We start from the raw sequence: 20,752 nt of genomic DNA, 5'->3' as shown, positions 1-20,752 counted from the left end.
TCTGCCCCTCAAAGCTCAGTGCGGACGGCGGATGCCGAGGCGGGCGAGCTTGCGATGCAAAGTGGCGCGTGAAATTCCAAGATTGTTGGCGGCGGCCGAAACATTGCCTTCTGCGCGCGCGATGGCGCGCTGCACCACGCCGCGCTCCGCTTCGTCCAAGCCTTCAGCGGCCCCGGCCGAGCCGGCAAGAATGTCGGCGGCCGGCAACCCCTTGGCCAAGATCTGTTGGGTGATGCCGAGAGCCTGGCGCCCCAAGCGCGTCGCACCCACCACCAGATCGTCGGCATCGACGGCAATCAGCGCGCCGGCGCTGCGCTCGGCGACCGGCGCCAGCAAGATGCGGGCGTTGGAAAACGCCAGGCGGAAATTCTCGGTCTCGATGCGGCGCGCGGCATCGCCGACCGCGATGGCGATCAGGTTGACGAACCCTTCGGTCAGGTCCGACCGGCACGACGAGACATCGAGCGCCGCCGCCAGATTGCCTTCGTGATCGAAGATCGGCGCGGTGGTGCAACTGAGCAATGTGTTGCGCGCGAAGAAATGCTGGTCGCGATGAATGGTGAGCGCGCGCTGATCGGCAAGGCATGTGCCAATGCCGTTGGTGCCCTCGGAGTCCTCACTCCAGACGGTGCCCGTCCACAGTCCCCACTCGTCGAACGTGTCGTCGTCGGCGACTGCGCCGCGGCGGTCGACCGGGATGCCTTCACTGTCGGCAAGCAGCACGCAGCAACCAACCCCGCCGACAGCCATGTATAGCCGGTCGAGGCTGGCATCGGCGGCACGGCGCAACGGTTCCATACGCTGCCGGGCTTGCCTCAGCTCGCCTTCAGTCAAGCGTCGTGGCGCCTGGCGCTCGGCCGGATCGAGACCGTGCAATGTCAGCGAACGCCGCCATGAGGCGACCAACGCCGAGCGCGCCGCATCGTTGCTGGCGATTGATGCCTGGATAAAATCCGAATGATGACCAGTCGGCTGCCGTCCGCTCACCTTATCCTCCCAAGGCGACTGTCACTTCCAACTCAACAGCAGCGTTATATCCTCCCAGATATATCCGCTGCATCAAGTTGTAGGGGAACAAGGCTCGACGACGCTATAGGACGTTGGTTGTAACAACAGCCTGTTAGAGGGACCGGCTGGGTCCTGACTCGGCAGCGCTGACCTTAAAGCTCAGGTCGTCCCGGCCTTCTTCGGCTTGGTCGAACCGATCATCTTCCAATTCTTGTAGAACATGGAATTGATGCGCTCGACGCTCACCGAGACGATGGCGAGCATGCCCGCGATCAGCCTCGGAACCGGGGATGGCCTGATAATGTCCATGAACACACAGTAGCGGCGTCCGTCATACTCGTTGACCGAGCGATGCAGCAGCGTGTCGTCGAAGATGAACAGCGGATTGTCGTACCAGTAGTTCTTGACGTTGCCGCACTCGACGAAAATCTCCGATTTCACCGGGATCAGATTGTAGAGAATGCGCAGGCTGAGCCGCAGCGGGCCGAAGTGCCAGGACGTCGATTCGCGCTTGCTGAACACGGAAACGGCGATGGTCTTGATGTATTTGAAATCCTTGTTGAACTCGGCGACATTGTCGATCTTGTGCTTGCCGTACCACTGGTAGACATACATGCCGCGCCGACCGGCGCCGAAATTGGCGTCGATGTCGGCGATGATCTCGTCCTTGCGCGCCTTGAAGATGTCCAGAACTTCATTGACCTCGCGCTGATAGTCGGCGGGAAACTGCTCCAGCTTCCACACGCCAGGATTTCTGTAGCACAGCAGGTCGACCAGCAGATTGAACGGCGAAAGCAACCAGGTGAACAGGCCGTTGCCGAGGAAATACCCGCTGAACAGTGACAAATCCTTCCTGTCGTTGCGCAGCACGTCGATCAGGCCGCAGACGATGAAGATCATGGTCAGGATGGGGATGAAATAGAAGCCAAGGGCAAGAAGCGGGATGGCAATGGCGAATTTGCGAAGGGATTTGCGAAGGGTTTTTGTCATTTTTCCACGCGCGAAGCGCGATCCTGTTGCGAATGAGGTGCCCAAATCACGGCAACGACCACCGCCCGGTCGTGCGCCTTGATAAGGTTTTTTGGGTGACCACACAACGGCCGTGGTATCGTGGCCGGCTGGCTGCCTGATGAAGCCCGCCGGTATCAGGTCAATGCACCGCCGGCAGGCCAAGCTCGTCCCATTTTTCCCTGGGGATCAGATCGCCAACCAGGAATTCGAAGCCGACGACGCTTTCGCCGTCGCCAGCCAGTTGGCATCTGAACTTCAGACCATACCAGTTTCTGCGACTGCGGAAAGCCGCACCATTCGCGGCGATCATGGTTCCGTCGATTTTCTCCTCCGCCGTTGCGTAGGGCACCACCCGCTCCGGCTGATAATCCGTGCGCCATCGGCGGATCTGATCCATCGCTTCGAGATTGCACAATTGCACCATGCGTTCGTCGGACGCGAAGGTGGCGAAATCGGCGCGCGCCTGCCGGCTGCCCGGATCGGCCAGTGTCTTGGCCGACAGCATTTCGGTCGGCCGGATCATGGCCGGCGCGGCGGGCGGTTGGGATACGGCCGGGCTCGCAGCGCGCGGTGGCACCGCCGCCGGCATCTCAGGCGCCGCCGGCATTGGTGGCGGCCTGGTTGAGGCCTCGAACCGTTGCTGCGTCAGGATGTCAACCGACACCCGCTCCTCCTCCAGCCGTTTCGGCGGTTTCGGCAACGGCATCAAGGCCAGCATCGCAGCGAGCAGCGCGTGGAGTGCGACCGCGGCGGAAATGCCCCAAGGCGAAGCCTCGTTTCGAAGCGTGACGACGACCGGGCCACGCAAGCCCGCTATTCCCGCTCTTTGCGCAGCTTCGCCCAATAATCGAGCCGCTTCCTGATGTCGCGCTCAAAGCCGCGCTCGGGCGGATCATAGAAGGTCTGGCGGCCCATCTTCTCGGGAAAATAATCCTGGCCCGAAAAAGCATCCGGCTCGTCATGGTCGTAACGATAGCCGGCGCCGTAATCCTCCTCTTTCATCAGCTTGGTCGGCGCGTTGAGGATGTGCTTGGGTGGCAGCAGCGAGCCGTGTTCTTTCGCGGCCCGCGTAGCCGCCTTGAAGGCGTTGTAGACGGCGTTGGATTTGGGTGCGGTGGCGAGATAGACGGTGGCCTCGGCAAAGGCGAGTTCGCCCTCGGGTGAGCCAAGATAGTCGTAGGCATCCTTGGCGGCGTTGGCGACGACCAGCGCCTGCGGGTCGGCAAGGCCGATGTCCTCCATCGCCATGCGCACCAGCCGGCGGCCGAGATAGAGCGGATCCTCGCCGGCATCGAACATGCGCGCGAGATAGTAGAGTGCGGCGTCGGGATCCGAGCCGCGCACCGATTTGTGCAGCGCCGAGATCAGGTTGTAGTGGCCGTCCTGGCCCTTGTCGTAGATCGGTGCGCGGCGCTGGACGATGCGCTGCAGTCCCTCCGGATTGAAGACCTCGCCGGGCTTTGCTGCCCGCCAGACTTCCTCCGCGAGGGTAAGCGAGGCGCGGCCGTCGCCATCGCTCATGCGGATCAGCATGGCCCGCGCCTCGTCGTCGAGCGGCAGCGCCCTGCCCTCGGTCTCCTCCGCGCGCGCCATGAGCTTGGCGATGCTCTCCTCGCCCAACGAATGGAAGACCAGAACGCGCGCGCGCGACAGCAGAGCGGCATTGAGTTCGAAGGACGGATTTTCGGTCGTGGCGCCAACCAGCACGACGGTCCCGTCCTCCATGACGGGGAGAAAACTGTCCTGTTGAGCGCGGTTGAAGCGATGGATCTCGTCGACGAACAGCAAGGTCTGGCGGCCATTGGCGCGGCGCAGCTTGGCTGCTTCGAATACCTTTTTCAGGTCGGCGACGCCAGAAAAGACAGCCGATATCTGCTCGAAGGCCAGGCTGGTTTCCCCGGCCAGCAGCCGCGCCACCGTCGTCTTGCCGGTGCCGGGCGGCCCCCAGAAGATCATCGAGCCGAGCGAACCCGAACCGATCAGCCGGGTCAGCGCGCCGTCAGGGCCGGTCAGATGCTCCTGGCCGACGACCTCGCCAAGATTCTTCGGCCGCAGCCTGTCGGCCAGTGGCCGCCCGGGCGGCGTCTTTTCCGGTTCATCGACGCTGAACAGATCGGCCATGCACTTCTTTTTCGTTGGAGCATGAGCCCGAATGCACGGGCTGTACCCTAATAACGCAACACCTGGCGCAGTATCTGCCCGCCGCGCTCGACGGTAAAGCGCCACCAGCGCGTATCCGTCTTGGCCGCCTGCTCCAGGGTTGCGGCGGTATCGATGGTGGTGCCGTTCACCTCGCGCACGATGTCGCCCGGCTGGAAGCCGAAATCGGCGGCGGGCGAATCGCGGTTGATGTCGACCACCGTGACACCCTTGATATCGGTGCGCAGACCAAGCCGTTGCGCGAGCCGGGGCGACAGCTCCGCCACCTTGGCGCCTGAGAACGGGCTGCGGCCATGCAGCGTCACTTCAGCAGCCTTCATGCCTTCCGGAGCGCGCTCCAGCGCGATGTCCATCGCCGCTTGCTGGCCTTTGGTCAGAACCGCGAAATTCGCGGTGGTGCCGATCGACAGCGTCGCCATCCGGTAGTCCAGAGCTTCGATGCTCTCGACCGGCTTGCCGTTGAGCTGCAGCACGACGTCGCCGGGCTTGAGCCCTGCCTTGGCGGCCGGTCCGGTCGCCTCGACCGACGAGACCAGCGCACCGGTCGGCTTCTCCATGCCGAGCGACTCGGCGATCTGAGGCGTCACCGCTTCGAACTCGGCGCCGATATAGGGCCGCTCAAAGAAGTCGAGGCCGGCCTTGGCCGCGTCGGCAAAGGCGCGAACCATGTTCGAGGGAATGGCAAAACCGATGCCGATCGAGCCGCCGCTGCGGCTGTAGATGGCGGTGTTGATGCCGACCAGTTGGCCGCCCATGTTGATCAGCGCGCCGCCGGAATTGCCGGGGTTGATGGCGGCGTCGGTCTGGATGAAGAAGCTCGAATCCGACACGCCGATATGGCTGCGGGCAAGTGCCGAGACGATGCCGCTGGTGGTGGTCTGGCCGACGCCGAAGGGGTTGCCGATGGCCAGCAGCAGGTCACCGACCTCAAGCGCGTCGGAATCGCCGATGGCGATGACCGGAAACGGCTTGTCCGAGGTGATCTTGAGCACGGCAAGGTCGAGCGTCTCGTCCTTGAGCAGCACCTTGCTGTCGAACTCACGCCCATCCGCGGTCGCCACCTTGACCTGATCGGCATCCTTAATGACGTGGTAATTGGTGACAACGACGCCGGTCGGGTCGACCAGCACTCCAGAGCCGAGTGAGGACTGCGCCCGCGGCTGCGAACGGCCGAAGAATTCCTCGAAGAAGGGATCGCCGTCGAAAGGCGACGTCACCTTGGCGGTCTGCGAGGCATAGACGTTGACCACGGCCGGCGCCGTCTGCTTGACCAGCGGCGCGAACGATAGCTGCACCTCCTCGCGACCGAACGGCACGCGCTTGTCGGGACCGGAAGTAGCATTCTCGCCTTCGACGCCATGCAGCAGGTCGGTCAGCACATCGGACAGGCCGGGATCGGTCTTGGTCTCCTCGGCCAATGCCTGCCTGACCACCGGTGCGGCCGCAAACGCCATCATGGCGAAGAGCAGAACAAGGGACAGTCGGTTGGCGCGCATTCGCGAATCCTCCAAGGCAAGTTCGGGGGCATTGTCCCGACGATTGTGCAAAATGAAAGGCTAAGCCGCTGAAATCCGATTATTTTGGGCAAACACCCTTGGTTCTGGTCAGAAGATCGGCTTTGGCCGCAATTTACTACTTCCAGAAACAAAAAGGGGCCCGCAGAGGCCCCTTTGAATTCAATCCGGAAAAACCGAGCCTTATGCGGCTGCGGCGTCCGCGTCGGTGCCTTCGGCTTCGATGCGAGCGCGGTCGCCGGCGCCCTTGGCCGAGGTATCGCGATCGACGAACTCGATGACGGCCATCGCGGCGTTGTCACCATGGCGGAAGCCCGCCTTCATGATGCGCAGATAGCCGCCGTTGCGGGTGGCGTAGCGCGGGGCGATGGTGTCGAACAGGCGCTTGACGACGCCTTCGTTGCCGATCTGCGCGATCACCTGGCGGCGGGCGTGCAGGTCGCCGCGCTTGCCGAGCGTCACCAGCTTCTCGACGATCGGACGCAGGTCCTTCGCCTTCGGCAGGGTGGTGACGATCTGCTCATGCTCGAGCAGCGACACGGCGAGGTTGGCGAACATCGACTTGCGATGGCTAATGCTTCGGGCGAAGCGGCGGCCTTTGAAACCGTGGCGCATGGCTCTTTTCCTTCTTCAGTTGTTCAAGAGGCCATGGCCTCTGATGGTTTTCCGCATGACCGTCGGATCGAGCGGCTACGCCGCCGATCCTTGGAATTCATGCTCAATATTGGTCTTCGTAACGCTTGGCGAGATCTTCGATGTTTTCCGGCGGCCAGTCCGGCACTTCCATGCCGAGGTGCAGGCCCATCGCCGCCAGGACTTCCTTGATCTCGTTCAGCGACTTGCGGCCGAAGTTCGGGGTGCGCAGCATCTCGGCTTCGGTCTTCTGGATCAGGTCGCCGATATAGACGATGTTGTCGTTCTTCAGGCAGTTGGCCGAACGCACCGAAAGCTCGAGTTCGTCGACCTTCTTGAGCAGCGCGGGGTTGAAGGCGAGCTCGGTGACGGCCTCGGCGGCGACTTCCTTCTGCGGCTCGTCGAAATTGACGAACAGGCCGAGCTGGTCCTGCAGGATGCGGGCGGCGAAAGCCACCGCGTCCTCGCCGGTGATCGAACCGTCGGTCTCGATGGTCATGGTCAGCTTGTCATAGTCGAGAACCTGGCCCTCGCGGGTGTTCTCGACCTTGTAGGAGACCTTCTTGACCGGCGAATAGAGGCTGTCGACCGGGATGAGGCCGATCGGCGCGTCTTCGGCGCGGTTGCGGTCCGCCGGCACGTAACCCTTGCCGGTGTCGACGGTGAATTCCATGCGGATTTCAGCGCCTTCGTCCAGCGTGCAGATGACGTGGTCGGGGTTGAGGATCTCGACGTCGCCAACCGTCTGGATGTCGCCGGCGAGAACCGCACCCGGTCCCTGCTTGCGAACGACCATGCGCTTGGGGCCATCGCCTTCCATGCGGATGGCGATTTCCTTGATATTCAGGACGATGTCGGTCACGTCCTCGCGCACACCGGCGATGGACGAGAATTCATGCAGAACGCCGTCGATCTGCACGGCGGTAACAGCCGCACCGCGCAGCGAAGACAGAAGCACGCGGCGCAGCGCGTTGCCCAGCGTCAGGCCAAAGCCACGCTCGAGCGGCTCGGCGACCAGCGTGGTCAGCGTCTTCTTCTTCGACGAGAACTCGATCTTGTTCGGCTTGATCAGTTCCTGCCAATTTTTCTGGATCATGATGCTTTCCTTCCGTTGACCCGCCACCATCCAATCGTGGCGGGCGACCTGGAATGCCGTGGAGGAGCGCGCCCTAAGGGCGCTCGCGCGACGTTCGGTAAATTGCTTAGACGCGACGCTTCTTGCGCGGGCGGCAGCCATTGTGCGGGATCGGCGTCACATCACGGATCGAAGTGATGGTGAAGCCGGCCGCCTGCAGGGCGCGCAGTGCCGATTCACGACCGGAGCCAGGTCCGCAGACCTCGACTTCCAGCATGCGCATGCCATGTTCCTGGGCCTTCTTGGCAACATCCTCGGCAGCCATCTGGGCAGCGAATGGGGTCGACTTGCGCGAACCCTTGAAGCCCTGGGCACCGGCCGACGACCAGGCAATCGAATTGCCCTGCGCGTCGGTGATGGTGATCATCGTGTTGTTGAAGGTCGAATTAACGTGGGCAACGCCCGACGAGATGTTCTTGCGTTCGCGACGGCGAACACGAGCGGCTTCCTTGGCCATGATAGTCCTTTCAGTTGATCTCTACACCGCCGTAATGCCAGCGGCTCCACCTAGGAAAGCGAGTGGTGAGTAGGGAATAGCGAATAGGGCCCCCTACTCGCTATTGGCTACTCGCTATTCGCTGACTTACTTCTTCTTGCCGGCGATCGACTTGGCCGGGCCCTTGCGGGTGCGCGCATTGGTATGCGTGCGCTGGCCGCGAACCGGCAGCGAGCGGCGGTGACGCAGGCCGCGGTAGCAGCCAAGGTCCATGAGCCGCTTGATGTTCATCGAGACTTCGCGGCGCAGGTCGCCTTCGACCTGGTAGTCGCGGTCGATGGTTTCGCGGATCTGCAGCACTTCCGCGTCGGTCAGCTGGTTGACGCGACGCTCGGCCGGGATGCCGACCTTGTCGACGATCTCCTGGGCGAACTTCTTGCCAATGCCGTGAATGTACTGAAGCGCAATGACAACGCGCTTGTTGGTAGGAATGTTGACGCCGGCTATACGAGCCATGTTCTTCTCTTCTCCATGTGGGCCGGACGAACCGGCGCTATCTTAAGTTGCCCCGCGTCCGGTGGAGGCCGGCCCATGCGGGAGTTTCCAGTTCAAAGCGGCTGCCTTGCCCTTGCGGACAAGCAAAGCCCATGCCTGATAGGAAGACGGGCCGCCATACCGCAGCGAACCGCTTCCGTCAAGTGCAATCGTTAATTTCCCCGCGTTGCGTCCTTGAGCACCGCTTCGATCTGTTCCGTCACAGCATCGATATCGGCCATACCGTCGACACTCCGGAGCTTGCCCTTGGCATAGTAGTAGCCAATCAGCGGCGACGTCTTCTTGTAGTATTCCCTCAGACGCTCCTCGAACACGGTCGGATTGTCGTCCTTGCGAACGGGCAGACCGGCGGCCTGTGCCTCGTTGGCGCGCTTGACTATACGACCAACCAGCGCCTTGTCGTCGACGACAAGTTCAACGACGGCGTCGAGGCCCTGGGAGCGATCCGAAAGCATCTGCTCGACCGCGTCCGCCTGCACCAGGGTGCGCGGATAGCCGTCGAGGATGAACCCCTTGGCACAATCTGCCTGATCGATGCGCTCGGCGACGATCGCATTGACGATGGCGTCGGACACCAGCTCACCGGCATCCATCACCGCCTTGGCGCGCTTGCCGACTTCGGTGCCTGCCTGGACGGCAGCACGCAGCATGTCGCCCGTCGAAAGCTGGGGTATGCCGTGTTTTTCTACCAGTCTTTGTGCTTGTGTCCCCTTGCCCGCTCCTGGCGGCCCAAGCAATATCAACCTCATCTGGCTTTCTTCCCCCCGCGCAGCTTCGACTTCTTGATCAGGCCTTCATACTGGTGCGCAATCAGGTGGCCCTGAATCTGCGCAACCGTATCGAGCGTGACACTGACCACGATCAGAAGCGATGTGCCACCAAGGTAGAATGGTACGCCAGTCGCCGAGATCAGGAACTCCGGCAGCAGGCACACCAGCACCAGATAGATGGCGCCGACGACGGTGATGCGGGTGAGAACGTAATCGATGTAATCGGCGGTGCGCTCGCCCGGACGATAGCCCGGGATGAAGCCCGAATGCTTCTTGAGCTGGTCGGCGGTGTCCTTCGGGTTGAAGACAATCGCAGTGTAGAAGAAGGCGAAGAACACGATCATCGCCGCATAAAACAGCATGTAGAGCGGCTGGCCGTGGCCGAGCGAGGCGAGCACGGTGCTAGCCCAGGCCGGCATGTTGGTCGTCTGCGAGAAGCCGGCGACGGTGGCCGGCAGCAACAGCAGCGACGAGGCGAAGATCGGCGGAATGACGCCCGACGTGTTGAGCTTCAGCGGCAAATGCGAGGTATCGCCCTGGAACATGCGGTTGCCGACCTGACGCTTCGGATACTGGATCAGCAAGCGGCGCTGGGCGCGCTCGAAGAACACGATCAGCGCAATGACGACGATGGCCAGCACGATGATCGCCAGGATCAGGCCGGTCGACAGCGCGCCGGTGCGGCCAAGCTCCAGCGTGCCAGAGATGGCGTGCGGCAGGCCGGCGACGATGCCGGAGAAGATGATCAGCGAGATGCCGTTGCCGATGCCGCGAGCGGTGATCTGCTCGCCGAGCCACATCAGGAACATGGTGCCACCGACAAGCGTGACGACGGTCGAGATACGGAAGAACATGCCGGGATCGCTGACGATACCGTTGCCGCCTTCCAGACCGACCGAAATGCCATAGGCCTGAACCAGCGCCAAAAGCACGGTGCCGTAGCGCGTGTACTGGTTGATGACCTTGCGGCCCTGTTCGCCTTCCTTCTTCAGCGCTTCCAGCGACGGGATGACCGAGGTCATCAGCTGCATGATGATGGAGGCGGAGATGTAAGGCATGATGCCGAGCGCGAAGATCGCCATGCGCTGCACGGCGCCGCCGGCGAACATGTTGAACATGCCGAGCACGCCCTTGCTCTGCGAGGAGAAGGCCTGGGCGAAGGCGTCGGGATTGATACCGGGAAGCGGGATGTAGGTGCCGAGGCGGTAGACGAGCAGCGCGCCGATCGTGAACCAGATGCGTTTCTTCAGGTCCTCCGCCTTGGCGAAGGCCGAGAAATTCAGATTCGAGGCTAATTGTTCAGCAGCCGAAGCCATGCCTGATTCTCCGCTTGGTAACGCTTGATGGCCCTGAGGTCAGGCGGCGCGTTTCACCGAAGCTCACGAGATAAGCTCCGGGCTCTAAACATGCAAGCGGCCGCGTTGACGCGGCCGCCTTGTTGAGCAGATCAAAGCGCAATCGTGAGCAAAAACGGATCCCGTTCTTGCCGATCGCGCTTCAAATTGCCGTTACTCGGCAGCTGCCTTTTCCGGCAGCTTGACCGAACCGCCGGCCTTTTCGATCTTCTCGATCGCGGCCTTGGAGGCGCCGGCAACGTCAAAGGCAAGCTTCGCCTTGATCTCGCCGTCCGAGAGGATGCGCACACCGTCCTTGACGCGGCGGATGACGCCGGCGGCAACCAGCGATTCAGCCGTCACGGTCGCCTTGGCATCGAGCTTCTTGGCATCGATGGCCACCTGGATGCGGGCCAACGAGACGACGGTGAAGCTCTTAGCGAAGATGTTGTTGAAGCCACGCTTCGGCAGGCGCCGGTAGAGCGGCATCTGGCCACCCTCGAAGCCGTTGATGGCGACGCCGGAGCGCGCCTTCTGGCCCTTGACGCCGCGACCGCCGGTCTTGCCGGAGCCGGAGCCGATACCACGGCCGAGACGCTTCTTGGAGTGCGTCGCGCCGTCCTTGTCACGCAGATCGTTGAGTTTCATCTGAGTTCTCCTGCGCTCTGGCTCAGCCCTCGTCCACGACGCGGACGAGATGCTGGACGGCAGCGATCATGCCGCGCACGGAGGGCGTATCTTCCAGCGTGCGCTGCTTGTGCATCTTGTTGAGGCCGAGGCCTACCAGCGTCGCGCGCTGCTCCTTCGGGCGGCGGATCGGCGAACCGATCTGCTCAACGGTGATGGTCTTGGTTGCTTTCTTGGCCATGGTCAAAATCCCTGGTCAGATCGACTATTCTTCAGCCGCAACGGCGGTGCCGCGGCGGGCCTGAAGGGTCGAATACTTGATGCCGCGAGCAGCAGCCACATCCTTGGGATGCATCTGGCTCTTCAGCGCGTCGAAGGTGGCGCGAACCATGTTGTAGGGGTTCGACGAACCCATCGACTTGGCAACCACGTCATGCATGCCGAGCGTCTCGAACACAGCGCGCATCGGGCCACCGGCGATGATGCCGGTACCTTGCTTGGCAGCGCGCAGCAGCACGCGTCCCGCGCCCCAGCGTCCTTCGACGTCGTGATGCAGCGTACGACCCGAGCGCAGCGGCACGAAGATCATGTCGCGCTTGGCCGATTCAGTTGCCTTGCGGATGGCTTCCGGCACTTCGCGCGCCTTGCCGTGACCAAAGCCGACGCGGCCCTTCTGGTCGCCGACGACGACGAGTGCTGCAAAACCGAAGCGACGGCCGCCCTTGACGACCTTGGCGACGCGGTTGATGTGGACGAGCTTGTCCACCATGCCGTCATCGCGTTCTTCACGATCGCGGCCGCGGCCGCCATCCCTACGTTCCTGTGCCATATCCTGTTCCTTGTTTTTTTCCGGAAGCACGGTTGCTGATAAGATCCGGCGCCTCTGTGGGTCACCGGGGGCGAAAGCTATTTTTTCCTCGCATAATCTTTATCCGAAAAGTCTGCAACTTTTTGCTGCGCTGACCTTCGGTTCGGGATCATGCTTAGAAGCTCAAGCCACCTTCGCGGGCAGCTTCGGCGAGCGCCTTGACGCGGCCGTGATAGATGTAGGCGCCGCGGTCGAAGACGACTTCCTTGACGCCGGCCTTGGTGGCGCGCTCGGCGATCAGCTTGCCGATCGCGGCGGCGGCGGCGGTGTCGGCGCCGGTCTTGAGCGAACCCTTGAGGTCCTTCTCAAGCGTCGAAGCGGCAGCGATGGTATGGCCCTTGGCGTCGTCGATGACCTGCACGTAGATGTTCTTCGACGTGCGGTGGACCGACAGACGCGGACGCTCGCCGGCGACCTTCTTGATCTGGCGACGAACGCGCTGCGCGCGGCGCTGCGTGGATTCCTTGGTACCCATGATGGTCTTCCTTGCCTTCAAAAAACGGGGGCCGCCATATGCGGTAGGCGAAAGCGCCTCCCGCGACCGCTCCCCGCGGCGTTACACTTCTTTAGCTTGGTCCTTTCCGAAAAGTCTTCAACTTTTCGGGGCCAAGCCCACTACTTCTTCTTGCCTTCCTTGCGGACGATCTTCTCGCCAGCATAGCGGACGCCCTTGCCCTTGTAGGGCTCGGGACCACGGTACTCGCGGATCTCGGCCGCAACCTGGCCGACCTGCTGCTTGTCGATGCCGGCCACGGTGATTTCGGTCGGCTTCGGCACCGTGATGGTGATGCCCTGCGGCGTCTCGTAGACGACGTCATGGCTGAAGCCAAGTGCCAGCTGCAGGTTCTTGCCCTGAAGTGCCGCACGATAGCCGACGCCGGTGATCTCGAGCTTCTTTTCGAAACCGTCCTTTACGCCCTGCAGGATGTTGACGATCTGCGTGCGCGACATGCCCCACTTGGAGCGGGCGGTCTTGGTCTGGTCGCGCGGCTGGACAGCGATCTCGCTGCCTTCCATCTTGACCAGGACTTCGTCGTTCACCACGAACTTCAGCTCACCCTTGGGGCCCTTCGCCGTCACGGTCTGGCCGTTGACGGTCGCGGTCACGCCCTGCGGCAGCGAAACTGGTTTCTTTCCAATACGAGACATTTGTTGTCCTCGTCACTTCTCTTGTTTCAGGTCTCTGTCTTCGGGCATGATCCCGAAGACCGGATTCCAATTTTCACGGTCACACGCCAGATCAGAAGATCTGGCAGAGGATTTCACCGCCGACGTTCTGCTCACGTGCTTCGTGGTCGGCCATCACGCCCTTCGGTGTCGAAAGGATGGCGATGCCGAGGCCGTTGGCGACCTGCGGAATCGACTTGGCCGAAACGTAGACGCGACGGCCTGGCTTCGAGACGCGGGCGATTTCGCGCACGACCGGCGCGCCGTCGAAATACTTCAGCTCGATCTCGATTTCGGACTTGCCGTTGTCGAAGTCGGTCTGGCTGTAATCGCGGATATAGCCTTCAGCCTTTAGCACGTCGAGGACGCGGGTGCGCAGACGCGAAGCCGGCGTCGAAACGCTCGACTTCTTGCGGCCATACGCGTTGCGGATGCGGGTCAGCATATCGCCGAGAGGATCGCTCAATGACATGTTATGTCCTCCTTACCAGCTCGACTTGACCAAGCCCGGGATCTGGCCGTTGTTGCCGAGATCACGAAGCGCGATGCGCGATACTTTGAGCTTGCGATAGTAGGCGCGCGGACGGCCAGTGACTTCGCAGCGGTTGCGGATGCGGATCTTGGCCGAGTTGCGCGGCAGGGCAGCCAGCTTCAGCTGAGCGCGGAAGCGCTCCTCCATCGGCTTGGACTGATCCATGATGATCGCCTTGAGGGCAGCGCGCTTGGGACCGTACTGGTCGGCAAGCTTGCGGCGCCTGTTGTTCTTCTCGACTGAGCTGGTCTTTGCCATGTCAGATTTTTCCTTTTCTCGCTGCCGTTACTGGCGGAAGGGGAAGTTGAAGGCCTTGAGCAATGCCCTGGCTTCGTCGTCCGTCTTCGCAGTCGTACAAACGATGACGTCCATGCCCCAGACCTGATCAACCTTGTCGTAGTTGATCTCCGGGAACACGATGTGTTCCTTGATGCCCATGGCATAGTTGCCACGGCCATCGAAGCTCTTCGGATTCAGTCCGCGAAAGTCGCGGACGCGCGGCAGTGCGATGTTCACGAGGCGGTCGAGGAACTCGTACATGCGTTCCTTGCGCAACGTGACCTTGGCGCCGATCGGCATCTTCTCGCGGACCTTGAAGCCGGCGATCGAGTTGCGGGCGCGGGTGACGACGGCCTTCTGGCCGGCGATCATCGCGAGGTCTTCGGCCGCGATCGAAGGCTTCTTCGAATCGGCGGTCGCTTCGCCAACGCCCATGTTCAGCACGATCTTGTCGATGCGCGGAACCTGCATCTCGTTGTCGTAGCCAAACTGTTCCTGCAGCGCCTTGCGGATGGTCTCGTTGTAGACCTGCTTGAGGCGCGGCGTGTTCTGAGCCTTGGACTGTTTGCTTTCAGCCTTGGGCTTCGTGGTTTGAGCCTTAGCCATTGATGACTTCTCCCGAGCGCTTGGCGACGCGCACCTTCTTGCCGTCCTTCTGGAAGATGAAACCGACGCGGGTCGGCTTGCCATCCTTGGGGTCGGCCAGCGCGATGTTCGACAGCTGGATCGGCGCTTCCTTGGTGATGATCCCGCCCTCTTGGGACTGGGACTGCTTCTGGTGACGACGGATCATGTTGACGCCGCGCACCAGCGCGGTGTCTTCCTTCGGCTGTACCGAGAGGACTTCGCCCGAACGGCCCTTGTCCTTGCCGGCCAGCACGACGACCTTGTCGCCTTTTCTAATCTTTTGCATTGGTCCGGCTCCTTACAGCACTTCAGGCGCGAGCGAGATGATCTTCATGTGGTTCTTGGCGCGGAGTTCGCGCGGAACCGGTCCGAAGATACGCGTGCCGATCGGCTCTTTCTTGTTGTCGACGAGAACGGCCGCGTTCTTGTCGAAACGGATCACGCTGCCGTCCGGGCGGCGGATGTCCTTGGCCGTGCGAACCACGACCGCCTTCATCACATCGCCCTTCTTCACGCGGCCGCGCGGAATGGCTTCCTTGATCGACACCACGATGATGTCGCCCACGGAAGCGTATTTCCGCTTCGAGCCGCCCAGCACCTTGATGCACATGACACGACGGGCGCCGGAATTATCCGCGACGTCGAGGTTTGTTTGCATCTGAATCATGACTGGCCGCCTTCTTCTTTTCTAACGGGATGGGCTCAAAGCCCCTCCCCGGTCTGTCCAAAATTCGTTGTTTACGCCTGGTCCGAAGACACGACGATCCAGCGCTTATCCTTGGAAATCGGCTTCGATTCCTGGATGAACACCTGATCGCCTACCTTGTGGGCGTTGTTCTCGTCGTGCGCCTTGTACTTCTTGGTCATGCGCACGGTCTTCTTCATCACGGGATGCGTGAAGCGCCGTTCGACCTTGACGACAACCGTCTTCTCGTTCTTGTCGCTGACGACGGTGCCCTGCAGAATGCGCTTTGGCATGGTTTTCGTCCTTAAGCCTTCTTAGCCGCGGACTTTTCCGCAGCGATGGTCTTGATACGCGCAATGTCCTTACGGACCTGTCTCACGCGCGCGGTCTTCTCGAGCTGGCCGGTGGCCTTCTGGAAGCGCAGGTTGAACTGCTCCTTCTTCAGGCTGGCCAGGTCGTCGGTCAGCTGGTCCTGGGTCTTGGTCCGGATGTCTTCGGCTTTCATGATCAGCCCGTCCTTATTCTGCGATGCGCTGCACGAAGCGCGTCTTGACCGAGAGCTTGGCCGCGCCGAGACGCAGTGCCTCACGGGCGGTTTCTTCATTGACGCCGTCGATCTCGAACATGATGCGGCCCGGCTTGACGCGCGCCGCCCAGTAATCGACCGCGCCCTTGCCCTTACCCATGCGGACTTCGGTCGGCTTCGAAGTGACCGGCACGTCCGGGAAAATACGGATCCAGACGCGACCAGCGCGCTTCATTTCACGCGTGATCGCGCGGCGGGCCGCCTCGATCTCACGTGCGGTGACGCGGTTCGGCTCAAGCGCCTTCAGCCCGAAACCACCGAAATCCAGGTTGGTGCCGCCCTTTGCGGTACCATGGATACGGCCCTTGAACTGCTTGCGGAACTTTGTGCGCTTTGGCTGCAGCATCGTTCTAACTCCAAATTCCTAAATGTCTCAGGCGTTTTCGCGACGACGACCGCGTTCGCGATCACCACCACCGCCATGCGCTGCATCGCTTTCGCTGGCCCGACGCTCCGAAGCCATCGGGTCATGCTCAAGGATCTCGCCCTTGAACACCCAGACCTTGACGCCGCAGATGCCGTAAGCGGTGTGCGCTTCGGCCGTGCCGTAGTCGACGTCCGCACGCAGCGTATGCAGCGGCACTCGGCCTTCGCGATACCATTCCATGCGCGCAATCTCGGCGCCGCCGAGACGGCCGGCGCAGTTGATGCGGATGCCTTCGGCACCGAGGCGCATCGCCGACTGAACGGCCCGCTTCATGGCGCGGCGGAACGCGATACGACGCTCGAGCTGCTGGGCGATCGACTGGGCGACCAGGGTCGCGTCGATTTCCGGCTTGCGCACTTCAACGATGTTGAGGTGCGTCTCGGACTTCGTCATCTCCATCAGCTTCTTGCGAAGCTTCTCGATGTCGGCGCCCTTCTTGCCGATGATCAGACCCGGGCGCGCGGCGTGGATGGTGACGCGGCACTTCTTGTGCGGACGCTCGATGACGACCTTCGAGATGGCAGCCTGCTTGAGCTCCTTCTCGAGATACTTGCGGATCTTGATGTCCTCATGCAGCAGCTTGCCGTACTCGCCGGTGTTCGCGAACCAGCGCGAATCCCAGGTGCGGTTGATGCCGAGGCGAAGACCGATCGGATTGACTTTCTGGCCCATTATGCGGCCTCCCCTTTTTCTTCGACTTCACGAACAACGATCGTGAGGTGCGAGAACGGCTTCTCGATACGGCTGGCGCGGCCACGGCCACGGGCATGGAACCGCTTCATGACGATCGACTTGCCGACATAGGCTTCCGCCACGATCAGTGCATCGACATCCAGGTCGTGGTTGTTTTCCGCGTTGGCGATTGCCGATTCCAGCGTCTTCTTGACCGTGCCGGAAATCCGCTTGGCCGAGAATTCGAGATCGGAAAGCGCTGTCGCGACCTTCTTGCCGCGGATCAGCGCGGCAACCAGGTTGAGCTTCTGCGGGCTGATACGGATCGTGCGCAATACGGCGCGCGCTTCGTTATCAGCAAGCCTGCGCGGAGCTTTGGCCTTGCCCATGATTATTTCCTCTTCGCCTTCTTATCCGCGCCGTGACCGTAATAGGTCCGGGTCGGAGCGAATTCACCGAACTTGTGACCGACCATGTCCTCGTTCACCGAGACGGGAACATGCTTCTGGCCGTTGTAGACACCGAAGGTGAAGCCGACGAACTGCGGCAGGATGGTGGAGCGACGGCTCCACATCTTGATCACCTCATTGCGACCACCTTCACGAACCTTGTCCACCTTCTTGAGAAGGTAGCCGTCAATGAAGGGGCCTTTCCAAATCGAACGAGTCACTTGGCGTTACCTCTTCTTAGCTCTTGCGCTGATGGCGCGAGCGCAGGATGAACTTGTCGGTCGCCTTGTTGGACCGCGTCTTCTTGCCCTTGGTCGGCTTGCCCCAGGGCGAAACCGGATGGCGGCCACCCGAGGTGCGGCCTTCGCCGCCGCCGTGCGGATGGTCAACCGGGTTCATGGTCACGCCGCGATTGTGCGGGCGCTTGCCACGCCAAACCGTGCGACCGGCCTTGCCGTCATTGATGTTGCCGTGGTCCGGATTGGACACGGCGCCGACAGTGGCCATGCAGGAGCCGTGAACGACACGCTGCTCGCCCGAATTGAGGCGCAGGATCGCCATGCCCTGGTCACGACCGACCAGCTGACCGTAACCACCTGCCGAACGGGCGACCTGAGCGCCCTTGCCCGGCTTCAGCTCGATGTTGTGGACGATGGTGCCGACCGGCATCGAAGCCAGCGGCATCGCATTGCCCGGCTTCACGTCGACCGATTCACCGGACACGACCTTGTCGCCGGGAGCCAGACGCTGCGGAGCGATGATGTAGGACAACTCGCCATCGTCATACTTGATCAGCGCGATGAAGGCGGTGCGGTTCGGATCGTATTCAATGCGCTCGACCGTGCCGACAACGTCGAACTTGCGGCGCTTGAAGTCGATGATGCGGTACGAACGCTTGTGACCACCGCCGATGAAGCGGGCGGTGATGCGGCCGTGATTGTTGCGGCCGCCCGACTTGGTCAGGCCTTCGGTCAGACCCTTGACGGGCTTGCCCTTGTAGAGGCCCGAGCGGTCGACGATGACCAGCTGACGGGTGCTGGGCGTTACCGGGTTGAATTTTTTCAGTGCCATGTTTCTGTCCTCGCGGCCTTGCTCAGAGACCCGTCGCGACGTCGATCGACTGGCCATCTGCCAGCGTCACAATCGCCTTCTTGACGTCGCTCTGGCGGCCAACCGTGCCACGGAAGCGCTTGATCTTGCCCTTGCGGACAAGCGTGTTCACGGCCATCACCTTGACGCCGAACAGCGCTTCGACGGCGGCCTTGATTTCCGGCTTCGACGCCTTCTTGGCGACGTTGAAGACGACCTGGTTCTGCTCGGAGGCCATGGTCGACTTTTCGGTGATCGCCGGCGAGACGATCACGTCGTAGTGACGAAGGTCGGTCATTTAAAGCGCTCCTCGAGAGCCTCGACGGCGGCCTTCGAAAGGACCAGCGTGCCGCGGCGCAGAATGTCGTAGACGTTGATGCCCTGAATGGGCAGCACGTCGATGTTGGGGATGTTCGTCGCCGCCAGCTTGAAGTTCTTGTCAAGCTCGGCGCCGCCGATCAGCAAAGCATTGGTCAGGCCCAGCGTCGCGAAATTCGCGATCAGCGCCTTCGTCTTCGCCTCGGTCAGCTTCAGCTCGTCGATGATGATGATCGACGCGCTCTTGGCCTTGGCCGAAAGAGCATGCTTGAGGCCGAGCGCGCGAACCTTCTTCGGCAGTTCGTGCTCGTGGCTGCGAACGACCGGGCCGTGGGCCTTGCCGCCGCCGCGGAACTGCGGAGCACGTGCCGAATGGTGACGGGCGCGGCCCGTACCCTTCTGCTTGTACATCTTGGCGCCGGTGCGCGCGATCTCGGCGCGGCCCTTGGCCTTGTGCGTGCCCTGCTGCTTCTTGGCGAGCTGCCAGCGCACGACGCGCTGCAGGATGTCTTCGCGCGGATCAAGGCCGAAAATCTCGTCGGAGAGTTCCACCTTGCCGGCGTCCTTGCCGCCCAGCGTTGTGATCTTGAGATCCATTATTCCGCTCCCTCTGTGGCCGGAGCCTCGTTCTTGGCGCCACTTTCGGCAGCAACGGCGCGGATCGCGGCAGGCTTCGGCGCATTGGCCGGCAGTGCCACCTTGGCCGCATCGCGGACCAGGATCCAGGCGCCCTTCGATCCGGGAACCGCACCGCGGATCAGGATCAGGCCGCGGTCGGCGTCGGTCGATACGATCTCGACATTCTGCGTGGTGACGCGGGTGTCGCCCATGTGGCCAGCCATATGCTTGCCCTTGAACACCTTGCCCGGGTCCTGGCGCTGGCCTGTCGAACCGTGCGTACGGTGCGAAACCGAGTTACCGTGCGTTGCACGGCCACCGCCCATGTGGTGGCGCTTGATGACGCCCTGAAAACCCTTGCCGATCGTCGTGCCCGTCACATCGACCTTCTGGCCGGGGACGAAGTGCTCGACGGTGATCTCGGCGCCGACATCGATCATGTTGTCGGCGGAGACGCGGAACTCTGCGACCTTCGCCTTCGGCTCAACGGAAGCGGTCGCGAAATGGCCGCGCATCGCCTTCGACGTATTCTTCACCTTGGCAAGGCCAACGCCGAGCTGAACGGCGGTGTAGCCATTCTTCTCTTGCGTACGCTGGGCCACGACCTGGCAGTTCTCCATCAGGAGAACGGTGACGGGAACATGTTCCCCGGCATCGTTGTAGATGCGGGTCATTCCCACCTTCTTTGCAATCACACCTGAACGCATCGGTTCAATTCCTTTAGAGTTCCGGGCCAGGGGCACCGCCCCTTACCGCGCTCTCATTCCCTTAGAGCTTGATCTCGACGTCGACGCCGGCGGCCAGATCGAGCTTCATCAAAGCATCGACCGTCTGCGGGGTCGGATCGACGATGTCGAGCAGACGCTTGTGCGTGCGCATCTCGAACTGCTCGCGGCTCTTCTTGTCGACGTGAGGCGACCGGTTGACCGTAAACTTTTCGATCCGCGTCGGCAGCGGAATGGGGCCGCGGACGTTGGCACCGGTACGCTTGGCCGTCGACACGATTTCCTTCGTCGAGGCGTCGAGCACGCGGTGGTCAAACGCCTTCAGGCGGATGCGGATATTCTGTCCGTTCATGCGTCACTTCCTTGTTCTGGCGCGGCGCGGGCAGCTCCCGCGCCCGCGACAGATCGGTTTAAGTCCAAATTACTCTTTGATGGTGACGACGATGCCGGCACCGACGGTGCGGCCGCCTTCACGGATAGCGAAGCGCAGCTTCTCTTCCATGGCGATCGGCACGATCAGCTCGACA

32 protein-coding genes and 1 pseudogene are annotated in these 20,752 nt (G+C 62.0%); all 33 read right to left on the bottom strand.

The window, feature by feature from the left end; all coding sequences use genetic code 11:
- Positions 1-15: 15 nt before the first annotated feature.
- A complete protein-coding gene (locus ASD99_RS18800) occupies positions 16-987 on the bottom strand; it encodes a GAF domain-containing protein (protein ID WP_057144561.1) in 972 nt (323 codons plus the stop codon).
- Between the two features lie 180 nt (positions 988-1,167).
- The gene (locus ASD99_RS18795) at positions 1,168-1,998 is read right to left on the bottom strand and encodes an aspartyl/asparaginyl beta-hydroxylase domain-containing protein (RefSeq protein WP_057144560.1); all 831 of its coding nucleotides are present in this window, start codon (positions 1,996-1,998) and stop codon (positions 1,168-1,170) included.
- 160 nt (positions 1,999-2,158) lie between these two features.
- Complete coding sequence (locus ASD99_RS34830; RefSeq protein ID WP_244497814.1) at positions 2,159-2,827, bottom strand: DUF930 domain-containing protein; 669 nt, start codon at positions 2,825-2,827, stop codon at positions 2,159-2,161.
- A gap of 5 nt (positions 2,828-2,832) precedes the next feature.
- Positions 2,833-4,140: a replication-associated recombination protein A gene (locus ASD99_RS18785; protein ID WP_056588617.1), complete on the bottom strand. Its 1,308-nt coding sequence runs from the start codon at positions 4,138-4,140 to the stop codon at positions 2,833-2,835.
- Positions 4,141-4,187: 47 nt separating this feature from the next.
- On the bottom strand, positions 4,188-5,675 hold the full coding sequence (locus tag ASD99_RS18780; protein WP_056588616.1) for a DegQ family serine endoprotease: 1,488 nt from the start codon (positions 5,673-5,675) through the stop codon (positions 4,188-4,190).
- 201 nt (positions 5,676-5,876) lie between these two features.
- Positions 5,877-6,308 (bottom strand): 50S ribosomal protein L17, encoded by a 432-nt coding sequence (gene rplQ / locus ASD99_RS18775; protein WP_056588614.1) that lies wholly within the window; start codon positions 6,306-6,308, stop codon positions 5,877-5,879.
- A 103-nt stretch (positions 6,309-6,411) separates the two neighbouring features.
- The gene (locus ASD99_RS18770) at positions 6,412-7,422 is read right to left on the bottom strand and encodes a DNA-directed RNA polymerase subunit alpha (protein ID WP_013531438.1); all 1,011 of its coding nucleotides are present in this window, start codon (positions 7,420-7,422) and stop codon (positions 6,412-6,414) included.
- Between the two features lie 106 nt (positions 7,423-7,528).
- Positions 7,529-7,918 (bottom strand): 30S ribosomal protein S11, encoded by a 390-nt coding sequence (gene rpsK, locus ASD99_RS18765; protein WP_006205444.1) that lies wholly within the window; start codon positions 7,916-7,918, stop codon positions 7,529-7,531.
- Positions 7,919-8,044: 126 nt separating this feature from the next.
- Positions 8,045-8,413, bottom strand: coding sequence for a 30S ribosomal protein S13 (gene rpsM / locus ASD99_RS18760; RefSeq protein WP_006205445.1), 369 nt, complete (start codon positions 8,411-8,413; stop codon positions 8,045-8,047).
- 191 nt (positions 8,414-8,604) lie between these two features.
- On the bottom strand, positions 8,605-9,201 hold the full coding sequence (locus ASD99_RS18755; RefSeq protein WP_056588612.1) for an adenylate kinase: 597 nt from the start codon (positions 9,199-9,201) through the stop codon (positions 8,605-8,607).
- Complete coding sequence (gene secY, locus ASD99_RS18750) at positions 9,198-10,538, bottom strand: preprotein translocase subunit SecY (protein ID WP_056588610.1); 1,341 nt, start codon at positions 10,536-10,538, stop codon at positions 9,198-9,200. The genes ASD99_RS18755 and secY overlap by 4 nt, the downstream gene beginning before the upstream one ends.
- Before the next feature lie 192 nt (positions 10,539-10,730).
- The gene (gene rplO, locus ASD99_RS18745; RefSeq protein WP_027028844.1) at positions 10,731-11,204 is read right to left on the bottom strand and encodes a 50S ribosomal protein L15; all 474 of its coding nucleotides are present in this window, start codon (positions 11,202-11,204) and stop codon (positions 10,731-10,733) included.
- Positions 11,205-11,226: 22 nt separating this feature from the next.
- Positions 11,227-11,424 (bottom strand): 50S ribosomal protein L30, encoded by a 198-nt coding sequence (rpmD, locus tag ASD99_RS18740; RefSeq protein WP_006205449.1) that lies wholly within the window; start codon positions 11,422-11,424, stop codon positions 11,227-11,229.
- A gap of 24 nt (positions 11,425-11,448) precedes the next feature.
- The gene (rpsE, locus tag ASD99_RS18735) at positions 11,449-12,012 is read right to left on the bottom strand and encodes a 30S ribosomal protein S5 (RefSeq protein WP_006333394.1); all 564 of its coding nucleotides are present in this window, start codon (positions 12,010-12,012) and stop codon (positions 11,449-11,451) included.
- Positions 12,013-12,166: 154 nt separating this feature from the next.
- Entirely contained in the window at positions 12,167-12,526 is a 360-nt protein-coding gene (rplR, locus tag ASD99_RS18730; protein WP_027038735.1) for a 50S ribosomal protein L18, read from the bottom strand.
- A gap of 140 nt (positions 12,527-12,666) precedes the next feature.
- Complete coding sequence (rplF, locus tag ASD99_RS18725; protein ID WP_013531432.1) at positions 12,667-13,200, bottom strand: 50S ribosomal protein L6; 534 nt, start codon at positions 13,198-13,200, stop codon at positions 12,667-12,669.
- Positions 13,201-13,291: 91 nt separating this feature from the next.
- A complete protein-coding gene (rpsH, locus tag ASD99_RS18720; protein WP_013531431.1) occupies positions 13,292-13,690 on the bottom strand; it encodes a 30S ribosomal protein S8 in 399 nt (132 codons plus the stop codon).
- Between the two features lie 12 nt (positions 13,691-13,702).
- Positions 13,703-14,008 (bottom strand): 30S ribosomal protein S14, encoded by a 306-nt coding sequence (gene rpsN, locus ASD99_RS18715; protein WP_010909282.1) that lies wholly within the window; start codon positions 14,006-14,008, stop codon positions 13,703-13,705.
- Positions 14,009-14,035: 27 nt separating this feature from the next.
- Positions 14,036-14,635 carry a 50S ribosomal protein L5 gene (rplE, locus tag ASD99_RS18710; protein WP_082525502.1) on the bottom strand — a complete coding sequence of 200 codons (600 nt, stop codon included), beginning with the start codon at positions 14,633-14,635 and terminating at the stop codon, positions 14,036-14,038.
- A complete protein-coding gene (gene rplX / locus ASD99_RS18705) occupies positions 14,628-14,942 on the bottom strand; it encodes a 50S ribosomal protein L24 (RefSeq protein ID WP_013531428.1) in 315 nt (104 codons plus the stop codon). Before rplX ends, rplE begins: the two co-directional genes overlap by 8 nt.
- 12 nt (positions 14,943-14,954) lie before the next feature.
- Complete coding sequence (gene rplN, locus ASD99_RS18700) at positions 14,955-15,323, bottom strand: 50S ribosomal protein L14 (protein ID WP_006205457.1); 369 nt, start codon at positions 15,321-15,323, stop codon at positions 14,955-14,957.
- Positions 15,324-15,394: 71 nt separating this feature from the next.
- Complete coding sequence (rpsQ, locus tag ASD99_RS18695) at positions 15,395-15,634, bottom strand: 30S ribosomal protein S17 (RefSeq protein ID WP_010909280.1); 240 nt, start codon at positions 15,632-15,634, stop codon at positions 15,395-15,397.
- Positions 15,635-15,645: 11 nt separating this feature from the next.
- Positions 15,646-15,846: a 50S ribosomal protein L29 gene (gene rpmC / locus ASD99_RS18690; protein ID WP_006205459.1), complete on the bottom strand. Its 201-nt coding sequence runs from the start codon at positions 15,844-15,846 to the stop codon at positions 15,646-15,648.
- 13 nt (positions 15,847-15,859) lie between these two features.
- Positions 15,860-16,273, bottom strand: coding sequence for a 50S ribosomal protein L16 (gene rplP / locus ASD99_RS18685; RefSeq protein ID WP_013531427.1), 414 nt, complete (start codon positions 16,271-16,273; stop codon positions 15,860-15,862).
- Positions 16,274-16,300: 27 nt separating this feature from the next.
- Entirely contained in the window at positions 16,301-17,026 is a 726-nt protein-coding gene (rpsC, locus tag ASD99_RS18680) for a 30S ribosomal protein S3 (RefSeq protein ID WP_013531426.1), read from the bottom strand.
- Positions 17,026-17,415, bottom strand: a complete 390-nt coding sequence (rplV, locus tag ASD99_RS18675) for a 50S ribosomal protein L22 (RefSeq protein ID WP_006205462.1) — start codon at positions 17,413-17,415, stop codon at positions 17,026-17,028. The genes rpsC and rplV overlap by 1 nt, the downstream gene beginning before the upstream one ends.
- 2 nt (positions 17,416-17,417) lie before the next feature.
- Positions 17,418-17,696 carry a 30S ribosomal protein S19 gene (rpsS, locus tag ASD99_RS18670; RefSeq protein WP_006205463.1) on the bottom strand — a complete coding sequence of 93 codons (279 nt, stop codon included), beginning with the start codon at positions 17,694-17,696 and terminating at the stop codon, positions 17,418-17,420.
- A gap of 16 nt (positions 17,697-17,712) precedes the next feature.
- Positions 17,713-18,546 (bottom strand): 50S ribosomal protein L2, encoded by an 834-nt coding sequence (rplB, locus tag ASD99_RS18665; protein ID WP_056588604.1) that lies wholly within the window; start codon positions 18,544-18,546, stop codon positions 17,713-17,715.
- Positions 18,547-18,568: 22 nt separating this feature from the next.
- Positions 18,569-18,862: a 50S ribosomal protein L23 gene (locus tag ASD99_RS18660; protein ID WP_023757976.1), complete on the bottom strand. Its 294-nt coding sequence runs from the start codon at positions 18,860-18,862 to the stop codon at positions 18,569-18,571.
- The gene (gene rplD / locus ASD99_RS18655; protein WP_056588603.1) at positions 18,859-19,479 is read right to left on the bottom strand and encodes a 50S ribosomal protein L4; all 621 of its coding nucleotides are present in this window, start codon (positions 19,477-19,479) and stop codon (positions 18,859-18,861) included. Before rplD ends, ASD99_RS18660 begins: the two co-directional genes overlap by 4 nt.
- Entirely contained in the window at positions 19,479-20,207 is a 729-nt protein-coding gene (gene rplC, locus ASD99_RS18650; RefSeq protein WP_056588601.1) for a 50S ribosomal protein L3, read from the bottom strand. The genes rplD and rplC overlap by 1 nt, the downstream gene beginning before the upstream one ends.
- A 61-nt stretch (positions 20,208-20,268) precedes the next feature.
- The gene (gene rpsJ, locus ASD99_RS18645) at positions 20,269-20,577 is read right to left on the bottom strand and encodes a 30S ribosomal protein S10 (protein WP_010909272.1); all 309 of its coding nucleotides are present in this window, start codon (positions 20,575-20,577) and stop codon (positions 20,269-20,271) included.
- Between the two features lie 69 nt (positions 20,578-20,646).
- A pseudogene (locus tag ASD99_RS32505) lies at positions 20,647-20,752 on the bottom strand (elongation factor Tu); the annotation flags it as partial.

The sequence above is a fragment of the Mesorhizobium sp. Root695 genome (assembly GCF_001428185.1).
Classification (GTDB): Bacteria; Pseudomonadota; Alphaproteobacteria; order Rhizobiales; family Rhizobiaceae; genus Mesorhizobium.
This window is presented reverse-complemented; position numbering and strand designations above follow the sequence as displayed.

Excerpts from the sequence above, each read along its gene's own strand:
- ASD99_RS18795 (WP_057144560.1), bottom strand. The coding sequence starts at position 1,998 with ATGACAAAAACCCTTCGCAAATCCCTTCGCAAATTCGCCATTGCCATC.
- ASD99_RS18785 (WP_056588617.1), bottom strand. The coding sequence starts at position 4,140 with ATGGCCGATCTGTTCAGCGTCGATGAACCGGAAAAGACGCCGCCCGGG.
- ASD99_RS18780 (WP_056588616.1), bottom strand. The coding sequence starts at position 5,675 with ATGCGCGCCAACCGACTGTCCCTTGTTCTGCTCTTCGCCATGATGGCG.
- rplQ (WP_056588614.1), bottom strand. The coding sequence starts at position 6,308 with ATGCGCCACGGTTTCAAAGGCCGCCGCTTCGCCCGAAGCATTAGCCAT.
- ASD99_RS18770 (WP_013531438.1), bottom strand. The coding sequence starts at position 7,422 with ATGATCCAGAAAAATTGGCAGGAACTGATCAAGCCGAACAAGATCGAG.
- rpsK (WP_006205444.1), bottom strand. The coding sequence starts at position 7,918 with ATGGCCAAGGAAGCCGCTCGTGTTCGCCGTCGCGAACGCAAGAACATC.
- rpsM (WP_006205445.1), bottom strand. The coding sequence starts at position 8,413 with ATGGCTCGTATAGCCGGCGTCAACATTCCTACCAACAAGCGCGTTGTC.
- ASD99_RS18755 (WP_056588612.1), bottom strand. The coding sequence starts at position 9,201 with ATGAGGTTGATATTGCTTGGGCCGCCAGGAGCGGGCAAGGGGACACAA.
- secY (WP_056588610.1), bottom strand. The coding sequence starts at position 10,538 with ATGGCTTCGGCTGCTGAACAATTAGCCTCGAATCTGAATTTCTCGGCC.
- rplO (WP_027028844.1), bottom strand. The coding sequence starts at position 11,204 with ATGAAACTCAACGATCTGCGTGACAAGGACGGCGCGACGCACTCCAAG.
- rpmD (WP_006205449.1), bottom strand. The coding sequence starts at position 11,424 with ATGGCCAAGAAAGCAACCAAGACCATCACCGTTGAGCAGATCGGTTCG.
- rpsE (WP_006333394.1), bottom strand. The coding sequence starts at position 12,012 with ATGGCACAGGAACGTAGGGATGGCGGCCGCGGCCGCGATCGTGAAGAA.
- rplR (WP_027038735.1), bottom strand. The coding sequence starts at position 12,526 with ATGGGTACCAAGGAATCCACGCAGCGCCGCGCGCAGCGCGTTCGTCGC.
- rplF (WP_013531432.1), bottom strand. The coding sequence starts at position 13,200 with ATGTCTCGTATTGGAAAGAAACCAGTTTCGCTGCCGCAGGGCGTGACC.
- rpsH (WP_013531431.1), bottom strand. The coding sequence starts at position 13,690 with ATGTCATTGAGCGATCCTCTCGGCGATATGCTGACCCGCATCCGCAAC.
- rpsN (WP_010909282.1), bottom strand. The coding sequence starts at position 14,008 with ATGGCAAAGACCAGCTCAGTCGAGAAGAACAACAGGCGCCGCAAGCTT.
- rplE (WP_082525502.1), bottom strand. The coding sequence starts at position 14,635 with ATGGCTAAGGCTCAAACCACGAAGCCCAAGGCTGAAAGCAAACAGTCC.
- rplX (WP_013531428.1), bottom strand. The coding sequence starts at position 14,942 with ATGCAAAAGATTAGAAAAGGCGACAAGGTCGTCGTGCTGGCCGGCAAG.
- rplN (WP_006205457.1), bottom strand. The coding sequence starts at position 15,323 with ATGATTCAGATGCAAACAAACCTCGACGTCGCGGATAATTCCGGCGCC.
- rpsQ (WP_010909280.1), bottom strand. The coding sequence starts at position 15,634 with ATGCCAAAGCGCATTCTGCAGGGCACCGTCGTCAGCGACAAGAACGAG.
- rpmC (WP_006205459.1), bottom strand. The coding sequence starts at position 15,846 with ATGAAAGCCGAAGACATCCGGACCAAGACCCAGGACCAGCTGACCGAC.
- rplP (WP_013531427.1), bottom strand. The coding sequence starts at position 16,273 with ATGCTGCAGCCAAAGCGCACAAAGTTCCGCAAGCAGTTCAAGGGCCGT.
- rpsC (WP_013531426.1), bottom strand. The coding sequence starts at position 17,026 with ATGGGCCAGAAAGTCAATCCGATCGGTCTTCGCCTCGGCATCAACCGC.
- rplV (WP_006205462.1), bottom strand. The coding sequence starts at position 17,415 with ATGGGCAAGGCCAAAGCTCCGCGCAGGCTTGCTGATAACGAAGCGCGC.
- rplB (WP_056588604.1), bottom strand. The coding sequence starts at position 18,546 with ATGGCACTGAAAAAATTCAACCCGGTAACGCCCAGCACCCGTCAGCTG.
- ASD99_RS18660 (WP_023757976.1), bottom strand. The coding sequence starts at position 18,862 with ATGACCGACCTTCGTCACTACGACGTGATCGTCTCGCCGGCGATCACC.
- rplD (WP_056588603.1), bottom strand. The coding sequence starts at position 19,479 with ATGGATCTCAAGATCACAACGCTGGGCGGCAAGGACGCCGGCAAGGTG.
- rplC (WP_056588601.1), bottom strand. The coding sequence starts at position 20,207 with ATGCGTTCAGGTGTGATTGCAAAGAAGGTGGGAATGACCCGCATCTAC.
- rpsJ (WP_010909272.1), bottom strand. The coding sequence starts at position 20,577 with ATGAACGGACAGAATATCCGCATCCGCCTGAAGGCGTTTGACCACCGC.